Consider the following 13,678-nt stretch of genomic DNA (forward strand, 5'->3'; position numbering starts at 1 on the left):
TGCGCCGCTGCTGCTGGGGGCGGCGGGCACGGTGACGGACGCGGTTGATCTCTTCCTCGTACTGCTGCTGGAAGGTGGAGTAGGCGGCCGCGGCTTCCTTGGCCGCGTCCCGCAGGTTGTCGGCGGACTTCTGGAGCTTCCGGGCAACCTTCTGCGCGCGGATGCGGGAGCCGAACGGGCGGCCCTCCGGGTCCGGCACGGCGGCCAGGACGCCCTTGAGGATTTCGGCGCCCATGGCCACCTCAATCGACATGGTCACCGCCGCCGCGCGCAGGGTGTTGCAGTAGTTCCGCAGCTCGGCGGGGGAGGTGAACTCCGGGGCGGCCAGCACGGATTCGGCGTGCGACCGGGGCTGGTTCGCACGGGCAGTGCGCCGCCCGTTCTTGTTGTTGGTGCGGTTGACGGTGACGTTGATGGGCGGGACGAACGAACCGCCCATCGCGCCGACGAAACCGCCTGCGGCGGCTCCGGCGTTGGCGAACTTGTTCGACTTGCCGTTGTCGGTACGGCCGCTTGCGGGCCGGGGACGCGGGCCGTTGGCGTGCTGAGCCATCAGGCAGTCTCCTCAGGGACGTTGGAGGTGCGGCGGACGATGAGCCATGCGGTCTGGGCGGCGATCAGGTTCAGCAGCCACCACAGCTCCAGCGGCCCGGCCAGCGGCCCGAACCCCGCAGCCGAAGCGGCCCAGGCCAGCCCAGAGGTGCCGAGCGCGGCCAGCGTGATGCGCCAGCCCCAGACCGCCTTGTCGGCGGCCGGTCGGCGGCGCTGCACGACCGCCAGCCACACGAGCGGGCCTGCGGCGGCGGGGGCGAGCAGCAGAGCGGACCACCAGGCCAGCACGTGCAGCAGCGCCGTGGCGGGGAAGGCCAGCAGCCCGAGGGCGAGCGGGACCAGCGCGCGGCGGTGGTCCCACAGCCACAGCACCGTGGCGTCGAGGGCCATGCGGGTCAGGGTCGGGCGTTCGGGAACGACGACCACGAACGGGTCATGCGAGCGGCGTCCGCGCTGGCTCGGTATGCGAACGGTCGTGACGCCCGCCGCCGCCTTCGCGGCGCGGGCACGGGAACGGCTGGACACAGCGATCTCCCTCAACAGGTGAAGTGGTCAGGCGGCGCGCTGTTCCTCGGGAAAGGCGCAGGCGGTGCACATGCCGAGCGACGGAGGGATGACGTATCCGGCATCGCGTCGGCAGGCGGGGCAGGTGCGGCGGGCGGTGTTCGCCTTGGCCAGTGCCGTCCACCGCGCAGGTGTCATCGGCCGGACGGGCTTCGCGTGGTCGACGCGGTAGAGGTACGCCACCAGAGGCCCGCGCTTGCGGCGGGGCCGCTGCAACTCCGCGACGACGTCCTGTCCGCCGGGGCGCAGGTCCATCGCACGGAGCTGACGGCGCGTGGCTAGCCCGTCCGGCGCCAGACGCCATGGGTAGACCGGCAGCGTGCCCATCACGTGGCTAGGCGGTGGTAGGCGGCCCGGCACATGCTGGCGTGCGCGTTGGCCTTGTCCCTGGTGAAGGGCAGGATGTCGGCCTGCGGACGGCCGGTGTGGTCTCCGCAGCCGTGGCAGTACCAGCGGCAGGATTTGCCGTAGGTGGTGCCCGTGACATCGACTGCGGCGCCGACCTGGTTGTGCATGCGGATCAGCAGGTCAGTGGACTCTGCCGGGGCGGTGTGCGGGGAGAGCTTCACGAGCGGGCTCCTTCCAGAACCCGACCCGCAGCAGGGGCGCTGGGGTGTCCGGGGTCGCGCAGTTCCTGGTAGCGGGTGGAGACCCAGCCGACCGACCAGCCGCACAACTCCGCAGCGGCCCGCACGACGAGCCCCGCTTCGAACGCGGCCTGAACGGTCGCGCGGGCCCGGTCCTCGGGGAACTTCTCCGTCGCGGGCCCGGCGGCCAGCAGCGCGGCGCGTTCACGCTCGGCCCGCTCCTGCCGCTCCCGCTGTTCACGCCGTGCGGTGGCTTCCCGCTCGCGGCGTTCGTCCTCGCGGCGTTGGGCAGCCTCGCGTTCAAGGCGTTCACGCTCCCGCTCGCGCTGTTCACGCTCGTGTTCACGGTGCTCACGGTCCTCGCGCTCGGCACGTTCGCGGGCTTCGGCCTGCTCCCGTTCCTCGCGGCGGGCCCGCTCCTCCCGCTCGGCTTGCTCACGGGCGAGGCTGGCTTCGTGTTCACGCTGTTCACGCGCCAGCATCGCGGCGTGCTCGCGCTCCTCACGGGCCTGCCGTTCGGCCGCCTCTCGACGGTCGTCGGCTGCCTTCTCGCGGGCTTCCCGCTCGGCGCGCTGCTCTGCCTCCAGGGCGGTCACGGCGGCGGTGATGGCACGCCGGTAGGCGAGCCCGGTTTCCGCGGTGACGATCAGCAGCAGGGGCGCGACCGAGTGCACGGACACGCCCACCAGGTCCTTTTTCAGCGCGGAGTCGGCGATGTTCAGGGCCAGGGTCATGCAGCCGGTCATCCACCGCAGTGCGACGGGCCACCGGCCGCCATGCCCGCCCAACCGGGCCAGTACCGCATCCAGGCGGACCACGATCACCACCGCGGCATCTACCACCAGCGGCAGAATCGGCGCGGTCCAAGCCCACTTGTCCGGGGTGTGATCCGCGGCGAGCGGGGTGACGGTGAGGACTGAGTAGAGCATGGCGCCCGCGACGATCAGCCAGGTGCCGACCGACAGAGCGCGCTCGGCTGAACGGATCTGAACGGCGTTCACCGGCCCACCCCCGTCCGTGAACGCACCCGGGCCGTCGCGATCAGGCACACCGGGGAGGAAAGATCGTCGGGGATGTCGGGGGTCTCGCACCACTCCCACTCAGCGCCCGGCACCAGCTCATAGCCCAGCGCCGTGAGCGCCGCCGCGCGTTCGGTGAACGTCGGCACCGGAGCGGCACGGCCGAAGTCGTGCTCAGGCCAGACCTCGAAGGTGTTCAGCAACACCACGTACAGGCGCCACCCGTGAGCGCTGGTGGACATCTGCGCCGTGAACTCCTGCGCCATCAGGCCACCTCCGGCGCGATCGCCTCATCCCGGTTCGCCAGCGTGCGCCGCGCGGCGAGCACCCGGCGGCGGGCCCGTCGCAGCCGCCGGGCGTCCAGCTCGGACGGTGTGCGATCCAGGGTGGCGATCTGGGCATCCAGCAGCTCCCGCTCTGCCTCGATGAGCGGCATCTCGGCCTCGATCGCGTCCAGCTCCGCGGCCGTCGGCTCACGGTCGGACAGGTCGGCGGTAACAACCATCTGAAGTGCACCGATGTGCTTCATGGGTCGTGGTTCCTTCCAAGGTGGAACGGCCCGAACAGCGGCCCCGGTGTTCCCGCACCGGGGCCGCACGCCGTTGAAGTCGGTCGATCCGGCTCCCTGCGACCCCGCCCGTACAGCGCCGCAGACGGCGGCCCGGACGGACGGAGGAGGCAACCGCCGCAACACAACGGCCGCGGAAGTGGGGAGAACGCCGGGCGACCCCGGACAGAACAGGTCCGGAGTCGCCCGCGGCGGCTCATGCGGTGACGCGGTGGGCGTTGCCGCCGTGCCGGTCCAGCACGGTCGGCGCCCGGGTATGTCGACGGTTCACGACAACCTCCTATGAGGCGGAAAGGGGCTTCGCTGGGCGGCCGTTACCGACGGCGTTCCAGTCCCGGGCCCTGAGATCCGGTGCGTCATCGTCGCTGCTCTGACGCCAGCAGGGCGGCACGGCCGGGTGGCACCCGAAGGGGTGTTCTCCAGAGCCGACGCGTGGTGATGCCGCCGACGACGTAACCCGGTCGTCCTCGGGGATGGGGGCTCTCACCCCATCTCGATTCACTGTTCAGTTCTCAAGGAACGGGCGCTTCCTTTCACCCCCTTGTGAGGGGCTTCCGGGCGCGGTTGAGCAGGTCGAACAGACGCTTCCGGCCCCGTTTCCTGGGCCGTGGCGAAGTGATTACAGATTGACCTAGGTCAATTTGACTGTCAAGCCGATGCACCGAACTCGGATTGACCTAGGCCAGCTACGCTCGTGACATGGACCTAAGCCCTGACGCGCCCAAGCCGACGGCCAAGGAGATCGCCGCGAAGTTCCGTGAGGACATCGCGAACGAGGTGTACGGCCCGAATGACCGGCTGCCCGCTGCTCGCGCGCTCGCGAAGCGGCTCGGTGTCCAGCTCATGACCGTTCAGAGCGCTTACGGCCAGCTTCGGACCGAGGGTCTTGTCATCACCCAGCAGGGGCGCGGGACGTTCGTCCGCGACCCTGCTGTGCCCCTCGGCACCGAAGTGGGCAGTAGCCCGGCCTTCACCGCGCTGGCTTCGGAACTCAGCACGATTCATGACACGCTCCGGCAACTCGGTGACCGGCTTGATCGCCTGGAACGCCTTGTCGAAGGCAATGAGAAGCCGCCCGTTCAGTGAGCCTGTCGGCGCGGCTCAGCAGGCTTTCGCCCTTGGCGCGGGCCTGACGCAAGCTCGCTTTGATCAAGGCGAACTCAGCGGGAGTCATCCCCAGTTCAGCGGTGCGGCGCTCATTGCTTCCTGACATGCCAATGAGCATGCGGGCGCCAACACAAGAGGACCCGGACAGACTGTCCGGGTCCTCTTTCACCGCTGGTCAGAGGGGTTGACGGGGCCTCAAGTGGCTGTTCCTTCAACCGCGTCGAGAACTGCGGACCAGGGCAGCTCACGCCCGGAAGGTGCCTCACGTGGCTCGTACAGCGGCCAGACATCCGGCCCGTACACCAGCCGCACGCCAGCCTCCCGGAGGGCAGCGAGATGCCCCTGCCACGCCGGATGTCGCGCGTGCGCCGCGTTGACGCGAGGGAAGACGACGACCGGTAGGCCGATGGTGCCGATCGCCTCGCAGACCTGCGTGAGTGCCTGATTGTCCGCGACGCCGGTCGCCAGTTTGGCGACGGTGTTCGCGCTCGCCGGGGCCACCACGTAACAGTCCACTTGGGGATGCGGCCGTGCCTCGCCCGGCAGCCGAGGAGCATCCCGCACGGGCAGCCCGGTCACTTTCTCCAGCCGCTCCACTTCCCCGGTGCCCCGCAGCCACTCACCCGCGGTCGGGGTCAGTGTCACGGCCACCTGCCAGCCACGCGCGAGCGCGGGCTCGACCAGCCCCGTACGCAGCGACTCCACCCCACCGGCACCTGAGGCTACGACCCCGAGGACTCCGCGCGCCTTCGTACTCACTGCACCGCCTTGCATCGCTGGGCCATCGCGAACAGCTCGGACGAGCGAGCGCCCCCGGTGACCGGGGCCTGTTTGATCAGGTCTCGCAGCGTCTCTCGCACACGAGGATTGTTGCGCACGAGCTGCGGCGATGTGCCCTCGGCGGTCCGTAGCTCGTTGAACGCGTCGTCGCCCTTGCCCGCCAGCGTGAGTGCACGGGCGAAGTCGATGCGGTGGGACACGCCACGTTCCGGCGGCATGTGGTCCACGTCGATGTCTCCGTGCTCCACCACGTACGAGACGTTCTCAAGGTCGAGTTCCGCCGACAGCTTGTGCAGCAGGACATTCGTCGGCCCGAAACTCGTCTGCCAGTAGTTCTCGTCCGAGCCGAGTCGGTTCGCCAGTGTCTCTGCCCGGCCGAGCAGGTTCGTCGCCGTGGCGCGGTCCTGGTGACGGGCCGCGGCGATGGCTGCCCGCAGGTGGATCATCCCCAGCAAGCTCAGCGCCGCCGGGTCGTCTTCTTCTATGCGGGAGGCGAGCCAAGCCGCAGTAGTCTCCCCCAGTTCCATGGCGTCGTCGTACCGGCCATTGGCAAGCAGCGCATGCGTACCCGAGCGGGCGGCCGACGCCAGAACCAGCGGATCGCCGGACTCGTCAGCCGCTCGCATGGCTCGCTCCGCAGCGAGCCACGAGATATCGGATTCGCCGATCTTCGCCAGCGTGGTCGCGGCGAGATGGTGGGCACGGGCTGAGACCGCCCAGCAGTCGCGCCGCTCCTCCTGTGAGCGCGTTCCCCGGTCCTCTAGCTCCTGGGCGGTCTGGAGGAGACCAGGGAGCGCGGCCACCACCTTGCCGAGATGGCCGGTCTGGTAGTCGTTCCACCGTTGCTCGACCACTGGTACGACGGGGCCGGGGACCGGAAGCTGTGCATCGGCTTCCGGCCCGAACAACAGCCGGGAGAGGCGCCGCGGGCTCATGAGCGCGTCACGGACGGCCGGTACGTCGTCCTGCTGCTTCTCGTCTTCCAGCAGGGCAGGCTGTCCGATCAGGTCCCCGAGCGGCACCCGCAGGACACGCGCGAGTTCGCCCAGCTTGTCGATGCGGGGCGGCTTCCGGCGCCCCCGCTCCACCTTGGCGAGCCAATCGGTGCTGTGGCCCACCAGCCCGGCCAAAACCTCCTGGGTGTAGCCGCGGCGGTTGCGATAGAAGGCGATCCGTTCCCCGATGCTGAGGTGATCTCCAAGACCACGCATTACGTGCTGCCTCCTGGCGTCTAAGGCTTCCCTCACGGTACCGATCCGCCCACGGGATCGGACAGGGCGCTCTCTCGATGTGGGCTCAGCATGAGCGGTCCGACAGGCGGAGACCCGGACAGTTCGTCCGGGTCTCCGGGGCCGATTTTGGAGACACTCGGGGCCGTCAGAGGGTGCCCGAGGTCGACCAACAACCACTGCATTGCCCCCGCTCAGAAGCCATTCCGGGACTGCAACGCGGGGGTGGACTCTCTCGCGGCACGGGGGGTCGGCAGTGTGTTCCCCTGGGCTTCCGCATGCCTTTGGACCAGTGCGCGGAGTTCGGTAGGTGTGGGCCAAGGTGCGCTGCGATGGATCATTCGGTGACAGTTCGAACAGATCAGGGCGAGATCAGAGAGCTTCGTCTTTCCCTCGCCTGCTTCATGTAGCGGGACCACGTGGTGGCACTCGATGTAGCCCTCGCCGCGTTCACCGTAGACCGCGCCGAAATCGAATCCGCACGCTTCGCAGGCCAGAGTCCGACCACTCTTCAGCACCGCGGCGATCTTCTTCGTGCGGAGTCCCTTGTTGCGCTCCCGTGTGCGGTGGCGGCGGTAGAGCACTCGGCCTTCCGGCGCGCTGACCTCGTCCTCAGCGTCGTCACTGTCCTCGGGTGGTGCGGGCTGTAGCGTCCCGTGTCTCAAGCCCTCGCGCAGGAGCTGGGCCGCCTGGGCCATCTCTGCTGGTCGATCCAGAAAATCCTGGAGGACCTCCCGGTCCAGCCGACCCCCATTGGTGCGCTTCTTCTGGTAGTCCGGGTGGTGTGTGGCAATGTCGAAGGTCTTGCGTGCAGCTCCATTGTGGTTGCGGTACGTGCTGGCACGCTCCTCTTCCGGATAGGCGCCCAGCAGTTGCAGAAGATCGGAAAGCTCCGCGATGCGGGAGTCTTCTGCTGACAGACCCTCCCAGTCGTTCCGGGCGACCACATCACAGGCCAAGATCAACTCATCGCGCGACCACTTAGGATTCCGCGAAGCCCTGATAGTGAAGCCCTCACGCTTCAACCAGTCGACGGCATGCCCTACACCACCGCTGAACTGCTTCCACGTGAGCGGGGCGCCGTATTGGTGCTTGTGGGCCACCCCGGCGATGGCTTTCGAGTTGTACTCCTTGCCGTTGTGCACGATCAGGTACGCGCTGGCCTCTCTGAAGCCGTACAAGTCGAGAAACGTGTCTCGTCCCAGATCGTCGTACTCCTCTAAGGTTCTTAGGATGTCGTCTCGCGAGATCGCTCCCTTAATCATGGACTGAAGTGTATGGGGAAGGTCTGACAGCGACGCTTGATGCGAGTTGACCGCGCCCCCTGGGGTCGTCGGCGGGCCGCCCGAGGGTGCCCAGGCTCATCGACTGCCGCGCCTCATCAAATGAAACGGCGGGCAGACGATGGAGTGCCCATTTTGCCTCGTGTTGCGAGTTACCACAGACGGAGGACACTGATAGGGGTAGGGCGTAGGGGGCAGAGGAGGGCGAATTATGGGGCAGGAGATTACCCAGGATCAACTCAAGTCGCTGGAGCACCGCGCTCAGCGCATCTGTAACCGGCTGGCGAGGTCAGAAACCCAGAGGCCGATTGCAGTCGAGTTCGCTGGAAGTCCAAAGTCGGGAAAGTCCTCGACCATTGACACGATTGTGCACTTCTTTAAACGGATGGGGTTCCGCGTCTTTGCCCCCACCGAGGGGGCCAGTAAGCGAACTCCTGAGCAACTGCGCAAGGATCGAGCAGCGTTCAATGTTTGGACCGTCAACTATGCGATTTCTCAACTTTTGAGCGCCTATTATGACGATAGTCGGTCGGACCTCATCATACTTGACCGCGGCTGCTTCGATTCTGTTGCCTGGAATGAGCTTCAACGCAAGAAGGATGTCATGGGTGAAAATGAGGCGAAGGTTATACGGGATTTTGCGCTTCATCCAATGTGGGCGGGTTTTATCTCCAAGTTGTACTTGTTCACCTGTGAACCTGAGGTTTCCTTGGAGCGAGAGACGGCTGCGACTTTGACCACATTGGAAGGTCGTACCATGAATCGGGAGACCTTGAGTGAACTCTTGCGGGAATATCGTGAACTAAGAGACTCTTTGAACACTTATCCTCTAATGGTAATTGACACAACCGCGCCCGGAACGCCGCAGGAATCTGGGTACAAGGTTGCGGAAGATATCGTTCAGATTTGGGAAGAAAAACTCTCTATGGCATAAGTTTAGCGGCGCCGGAGTGTTGAGGACCCCGGGCGGACCAGGATGATCGGAGAAGAACCTGAAACCGCGCCCGATCATGGAGGCGGGTGTCGACGGGGCTCTGGCAGGCGAAACGGCATGGTACGGCACTCTGTCCCCGAAGCAGACGGTTGCCGACGCCGTTGGCATGTGTGCTGAACAGTGGCTTTCCGAGTTTCTGTCACCTGGGAAATCTCGCCGAACTCCTTGTTCTTTGAGCCTAGTTGTCCTGCGAGAGCGCTTGGCGCTGGCGACGAGCTACGACGAGTAGGTCTCGCTGGAACTGGCGGCGATTGGGGCCGTCGGTGGGCCGTCCGAGGGTGCCCAAGGACGGCCAACAACGACCAGCGGCGACCACGCTGCCACGGCTAAGAAGCAGCTCCGGAAAGGTCTCCCCAGGTGGCCAAACCGCCGCATGACTTCCTGCGCAACAAGAAGCAGGAGTGGGAGGAGTACCGCTCCGAGGTCACCCCCTTCGAGCTGCGCAAGAGCCTGCCGGTGCTGTAGTCCGCCGATTCCGGCCCTGACCCGGCCCTGCCCCGGCCCGCTTATCGGGCTCGGGGCGGGCCGGTGCTTCCGCGGACGACGAGGGTGGGGTCGAGGACGATGTCCCGGTCGACGGTGCGTCCCTCGTCGAGACGTTCTACGGCCGCTTGGACGGCGAGGCGGGCCACCTCGGTGACGTCCTGGCGTACGGACGTGAGGTCGATGAAGGACAGCTGGGCGAGCTGGCTGTCGTCGTAGCCGACGATGGACACGTCCGTCGGCACGGTCAGACCGGCGCGCAGGAACGTGTTCAGGACGCCGTGGGCGCAGCGGTCGTTGCCCGCGATGATCGCGGTGGGCAGCTCGCCCTGCTGGAGGAGTTCCCGGGCCGCGCGGGCACCGGACTCCTCGGTGTAGTCGCCGGGGAGGATTTGGATGTGCTCGGCGAGCCCGTGGCGCCGCATCGCGGTGCGGTATCCGCGCCGCCGCTCGTCGGCGGCGGGCATCGTGCCGCCGTCGATGTGGGTGATGGCGCGGTGGCCGAGCCCGGTGAGGTGGTCGACGGCCTGGCGTATCCCCTTGCTGTTGGCGGTCCGGACGACGTCCACACCGGCCGCCCTCGTGCACGGGTTGATCTCGATGAGGGGCGTGGGGCCCGCGACCGTGACCAGGTTCTGCGGGCTGGACTCGGCGCCGATGATGATGATGGCCTCGCTGCGCAGCCCGAGCAGCTGCTCCACGGCCTGACGCTCGTCGCGGTCGGCGACCATGGCGCTGAGCGCGAGGTGGTAGCCGTGCTTCTCGGCGGCGGGGTAGAGGGCCTCGACGACGCCCACGTCGTGCGGGTGGCGCATGGTGAACAGCACGCCCAGCTGGCGGCTGCGCGTGCGGCGCAGCAACTGGGCGGCGGTGTCGGGGCGGTAGCCCAGCTCCTCGGCCGCCTGGAACACGCGCTGGCGGGTCAGGGAACTCGCGCCGGGCTGGTTGCGGAACACCAGGGATACGAGGGCCTGTGAGACTCCGACGCGCGCCGCGACGTCGGACATCGTGGGGCGTTTCGGGCGTATCGGAGGTGATCCAGGCACGCCCGTCTGGTCGGTGATCCCTGGATCCCGCATGCGTGCCTCCCGCGTTCAGGTATTGACATGCATAACACCGCGGCTCATAGTACCGGAGAACTAGTACGTATTAGTAGTACGAACAAGTGCCCGGCTGTGCGTCACACACGACGCTGGGGCACTGTCACCGCGGCTGAACCATGCCCGCCCCCAACCCGGCGCCGCGACACACCACACGGTCGCCTGAGCGCGCTGAACCGGCGTACCCCCGTCGACGCGCACCGCCCGCCCCTCGCCGGACCGGGGCTGAACCTTCATCAGGAACGCTCGAAGAGGAGCCATAGGCATGACCAGGACCAGCCCAAGCCCCGCCTCCCACGCATTGCCTCCGGACGCACCGGGACCCCACTCGCGACGCCTGGGCCTGGTCTCCGTCATCGTGACCTTCGGCGGCCTACTGTTCGGTTACGACACCGGCGTGATCAACGGTGCTCTCGAACCGCTCACCGCCGATCTCGGTCTGACCGCGTTCACCGAGGGAGTGGTCGTCAGCATCCTGGTCTTCGGTGCCGCCTTCGGTGCCATGATCGGCGGAGCCCTGTCCGACCGGTACGGCCGCCGCCACAACATCATCGTGCTGGCCCTGGTGTTCATGCTCGGCACCGTGGGCTGCGTACTGGCGCCGAACTGGCAGATCCTCGCCCTGTTCCGGTTCGTCCTCGGGCTCGCCGTGGGCGGCGCCTCGGCGACCGTGCCGGTCTACCTGGCCGAGATCGCCCCGGTCGAACGCCGCGGCAGCATCGTCACCCGCAACGAGGTGATGATCGTGAGCGGCCAGTTCGCCGCGTTCGTCATCAACGCGCTCATCTTCAACATCTGGGGCGAGAGCGACGGCATCTGGCGGCTCATGCTCCTGGTCGCCGTCCTGCCCGCGATCGGGCTGTTCATCGGCATGCTGCGGCTGCCGGAGAGCCCGCGCTGGCTGGTCGCCCAGGGCCGGGACGACGAGGCGCTCGCGGTCCTGTCCCAGGTCCGCACCGCCGAGCGGGCCCAGGCCGAGATGGCCGAGGTCCACCGGCTCGCCGAGGAGGAGCGCGCCGCCAAGACCGCCGGTGCGGTGGACCTGGGGGTGCGCTGGGTCCGGCTGCTCATCCTGATCGGGGCCGGGCTGGGCATCTGTCAGCAGTTCACCGGCATCAACTCCGTGATGTACTACGGCACCCAGCTCCTCGGCGACGCCGGGTTCTCGGGGGACTCGGCCATCATCGCGAACACCCTGAACGGCGCCTTCAGCGTCATCGGCATCACCGTGGGCCTGTCGGTCATCAACAAGATCAAGCGGCGCACCATGCTGCTCGGCGGCTTCGCCCTGACCACGACGTTCCACCTGCTGGTCGGCCTCTCCGCGCTGCTGATGCCCGACGGCAGCGCGAAGGCCTGGTTCATCCTCGTGTTCGTCGTGCTCTTCGTCTTCTCCATGCAGGCCACCATCGGGCCGCTGGTCTGGCTCATCCTCTCCGAGATGTTCCCGCTGAAGATCCGCAGCATGGCCATCGGCATCAGCATCTTCGTCCTGTGGATAGCGAACGCCCTGGTCGCCCTCGGCTTCCCGCCCGTGGTGAAGGCCATGGGCATCGCGAACACCTTCCTCGCCTTCGCCGCCTTCGGCGTGCTGGCCCTCGCGTTCATCGGGAAGTGCGTCCCCGAGACCAAGGACCGCTCGCTGGAGGAGCTGGAGGACGACTTCCGCGCGCGCTACTCCTGATCCATCCCCTCGCGAAAGAAGGGTTCACCCACCATGACCGTCATGACTGCCGTCGCCGAGGGCCGCGAAGGAGACCAGGCGCTGGCCGCGGGCATCGCCGAAGCCCGGCTGCTGGGCACCGACCTCGTGCTCGTCAACCTCCGCCTGTCGGCGCTGGACCACTCCGGTCTGCCGGAAGACGTCACGATCACCCTCGTCGAACGCAGCGGCCCCGGCGACCGGGACCCCGTCGACGCCGTCCTGGACGAAATCGAGGCCCGCCCCGGCATCGACCGGCTCGTCATCGGCATCCGCCGCCGCTCCCCGGTGGGCAAGGCGTTCCTGGGCAGCGTCAGCCAGCGGCTGCTGTTGCAGAGCCCCGTCCCCGTCGTCGCGGTCAAGCCCCCGGCCGACCGGTCCCCGTGAGTGGGCGGGTTCGGCTACCGTGAGGTCCGTTACGCAGGGGTGACACGACGGGGCCGGGGGGCATGCCGTGACGGCTGTTCGCGAACAGGATGTCCTGACGGCCGCGCTGGTACGGATCCGTACCGTGTCCGGGGTCGTGGTCGGTGCCGGATTCCTCGTGGACGCGGACGTGGTGTGCACCTGCGCCCACGTCGTCGCCCAGGCGCTCGAACGGTCCGACGTCCCCGAGGAACCCCCGGCCGACGCGGTGGCGTTGGACTTCCCGCTCCTCCGGGACGCGGAAGGTGCCGTACCGGTCGCCCGCGCCACCGTCGTCACCTGGCGGTGGGCCGAGGACGGCAGCGGCGACGTCGCGCTGCTGAGGCTGGACCGCCCGGTGCCCGGCGCCCGTCCGGTTCCTCTGGTGGACGGCACCCAGGTGTGGGGCCACGGCTTCCGCGTACTGGGCTACCCTCGGGGTGCCGAACAGGGCGTATGGGCGGCCGGGACGTTGCGCGGGCCGCAGAGCGCGGGCTGGCTCCAGATGGAAGCGGAGTCCGCGGCCCGCCGCGTATCGCCCGGATTCAGCGGGTCCCCGGTGTGGGACGAGGAACAGGGCGGCGTCGTCGGCATGACGGTGGCCGTCCAGCGGGGCGACGCCTCGACCACCGCCTATCTCATCCCGTCCGCGTCGCTGGTCGACGAGCGGGTGCTGCGCCCCCGCTGCCCCTTCCGGGGGCTGTCGCAGTTCCGGGAGGAGGACGAGGAGTTCTTCCACGGGCGCGAGGACGAGGCCCGCCGACTGCGCGACGCCCTCGGCCGCGCCATGCTGACCGTGGTCGTCGGCCCGTCGGGATGCGGTAAGTCGTCCCTGGTCAGGGCCGGTTTGCTGCCCGCGTTACGGGCGGCGGGGACGACGATCTCCGAGCTCCGCCCGGTCCCCGGGGCACACCCGGCGGCCGCCCTCGCCCGCACCGTGATCCCGCTCCTGGAACCGGACGCCGGTGAGGTGGAACGGCTGCGGAGGGCGGCGGAGCTGGCGGATCTGCTCCAGGGTTCCGCGGTGGTGGGGCGGGCGGCGGGTGCGGGTTCCGGGGCGGGTGTCGGTTCTGGGGTGGCTGCCGGTTCTGGGTCGGGTGGCGGTTCTGGGGTGGCTGCCGGTCCCGGGTCGGATGCGGTTCGTGGGCTGGCTGCGGGGCGTGCGGCGGGTGCGGGTTCCGGGGCGGGTGCCGGTTCTGGGTCGTGCGGCGGTCGTGCGGCGGGTGCTGGTTCCCGGTCGGGTGTCGGTTCCGAGCCGGGGGCCGGGCGTGCGGCGGGCGCCGTCCCCGGATCGGGTGCCGGTTC

General features: G+C 68.4%; 16 protein-coding genes and 1 pseudogene. 6 read left to right on the forward strand and 11 right to left on the reverse strand.

From position 1 onward, the window contains the following. The 7 genes from traA to SSOG_RS32430 all read right to left on the reverse strand — a co-directional run. Positions 1 to 553, reverse strand: a 553-nt coding sequence (gene traA, locus SSOG_RS32400; protein ID WP_063631607.1) for a plasmid transfer protein TraA, incomplete at its 3' end; no start/stop codon positions are given. Next, the gene (locus SSOG_RS32405) at positions 553 to 1,077 is read right to left on the reverse strand and encodes a hypothetical protein (RefSeq protein WP_009718486.1); all 525 of its coding nucleotides are present in this window, start codon (positions 1,075 to 1,077) and stop codon (positions 553 to 555) included. The genes traA and SSOG_RS32405, both read right to left, overlap by 1 nt. A 27-nt stretch (positions 1,078 to 1,104) precedes the next feature. Next, complete coding sequence (locus SSOG_RS32410) at positions 1,105 to 1,443, reverse strand: RRQRL motif-containing zinc-binding protein (protein ID WP_009718487.1); 339 nt, start codon at positions 1,441 to 1,443, stop codon at positions 1,105 to 1,107. Further along, the gene (locus SSOG_RS32415; RefSeq protein WP_009718488.1) at positions 1,443 to 1,685 is read right to left on the reverse strand and encodes a hypothetical protein; all 243 of its coding nucleotides are present in this window, start codon (positions 1,683 to 1,685) and stop codon (positions 1,443 to 1,445) included. The genes SSOG_RS32410 and SSOG_RS32415 overlap by 1 nt, the downstream gene beginning before the upstream one ends. Beyond that, on the reverse strand, positions 1,682 to 2,704 hold the full coding sequence (locus SSOG_RS32420; RefSeq protein ID WP_009718489.1) for a hypothetical protein: 1,023 nt from the start codon (positions 2,702 to 2,704) through the stop codon (positions 1,682 to 1,684). Before SSOG_RS32420 ends, SSOG_RS32415 begins: the two co-directional genes overlap by 4 nt. After that, on the reverse strand, positions 2,701 to 2,988 hold the full coding sequence (locus SSOG_RS32425; RefSeq protein ID WP_039939216.1) for a DUF6303 family protein: 288 nt from the start codon (positions 2,986 to 2,988) through the stop codon (positions 2,701 to 2,703). Before SSOG_RS32425 ends, SSOG_RS32420 begins: the two co-directional genes overlap by 4 nt. Further along, positions 2,988 to 3,251: a DUF6284 family protein gene (locus SSOG_RS32430; protein WP_009718491.1), complete on the reverse strand. Its 264-nt coding sequence runs from the start codon at positions 3,249 to 3,251 to the stop codon at positions 2,988 to 2,990. Before SSOG_RS32430 ends, SSOG_RS32425 begins: the two co-directional genes overlap by 1 nt. Positions 3,252 to 3,989: 738 nt before the next feature. Here SSOG_RS32430 and SSOG_RS32435 point away from each other — a divergent pair. Continuing rightward, positions 3,990 to 4,376: a GntR family transcriptional regulator gene (locus SSOG_RS32435; RefSeq protein ID WP_009718492.1), complete on the forward strand. Its 387-nt coding sequence runs from the start codon at positions 3,990 to 3,992 to the stop codon at positions 4,374 to 4,376. A gap of 216 nt (positions 4,377 to 4,592) precedes the next feature. On the opposite strand, the gene SSOG_RS32440 is transcribed toward SSOG_RS32435, so the two are convergent. From SSOG_RS32440 to SSOG_RS32450, 3 genes are all read right to left on the reverse strand, one after another. Next, positions 4,593 to 5,171, reverse strand: a complete 579-nt coding sequence (locus SSOG_RS32440) for a flavoprotein (RefSeq protein ID WP_009718493.1) — start codon at positions 5,169 to 5,171, stop codon at positions 4,593 to 4,595. After that, positions 5,153 to 6,388 (reverse strand): helix-turn-helix domain-containing protein, encoded by a 1,236-nt coding sequence (locus SSOG_RS32445; RefSeq protein WP_039939222.1) that lies wholly within the window; start codon positions 6,386 to 6,388, stop codon positions 5,153 to 5,155. The genes SSOG_RS32440 and SSOG_RS32445 overlap by 19 nt, the downstream gene beginning before the upstream one ends. A gap of 212 nt (positions 6,389 to 6,600) precedes the next feature. Beyond that, the gene (locus SSOG_RS32450; RefSeq protein WP_009718495.1) at positions 6,601 to 7,671 is read right to left on the reverse strand and encodes an HNH endonuclease; all 1,071 of its coding nucleotides are present in this window, start codon (positions 7,669 to 7,671) and stop codon (positions 6,601 to 6,603) included. 229 nt (positions 7,672 to 7,900) lie between these two features. Between SSOG_RS32450 and SSOG_RS52680 the strand changes: the two genes are divergently transcribed. Both SSOG_RS52680 and SSOG_RS32455 read left to right on the forward strand, forming a co-directional pair. Beyond that, positions 7,901 to 8,623, forward strand: a complete 723-nt coding sequence (locus SSOG_RS52680) for a hypothetical protein (RefSeq protein ID WP_009718496.1) — start codon at positions 7,901 to 7,903, stop codon at positions 8,621 to 8,623. Between the two features lie 438 nt (positions 8,624 to 9,061). Beyond that, positions 9,062 to 9,148: pseudogene (locus SSOG_RS32455) on the forward strand (glutamine synthetase); the annotation flags it as partial. 41 nt (positions 9,149 to 9,189) lie between these two features. Here SSOG_RS32455 and SSOG_RS32460 read toward each other — a convergent pair. Then, a complete protein-coding gene (locus SSOG_RS32460) occupies positions 9,190 to 10,173 on the reverse strand; it encodes a LacI family DNA-binding transcriptional regulator (protein WP_009718497.1) in 984 nt (327 codons plus the stop codon). Positions 10,174 to 10,531: 358 nt separating this feature from the next. Here SSOG_RS32460 and SSOG_RS32465 point away from each other — a divergent pair, with 358 nt between their 5' ends. The 3 genes from SSOG_RS32465 to SSOG_RS32475 form a co-directional block, all read left to right on the forward strand. Beyond that, entirely contained in the window at positions 10,532 to 11,950 is a 1,419-nt protein-coding gene (locus SSOG_RS32465) for a sugar porter family MFS transporter (RefSeq protein ID WP_050800039.1), read from the forward strand. A gap of 33 nt (positions 11,951 to 11,983) precedes the next feature. Continuing rightward, the gene (locus SSOG_RS32470) at positions 11,984 to 12,355 is read left to right on the forward strand and encodes a universal stress protein (RefSeq protein WP_009718499.1); all 372 of its coding nucleotides are present in this window, start codon (positions 11,984 to 11,986) and stop codon (positions 12,353 to 12,355) included. 67 nt (positions 12,356 to 12,422) lie between these two features. Further along, positions 12,423 to 13,678, forward strand: a 1,256-nt coding sequence (locus SSOG_RS32475) for a serine protease (RefSeq protein ID WP_039939226.1), incomplete at its 3' end; no start/stop codon positions are given.

Source organism: Streptomyces himastatinicus ATCC 53653 (assembly GCF_000158915.1).
In the GTDB taxonomy this organism is placed as follows: domain Bacteria; phylum Actinomycetota; class Actinomycetes; order Streptomycetales; family Streptomycetaceae; genus Streptomyces; species Streptomyces himastatinicus.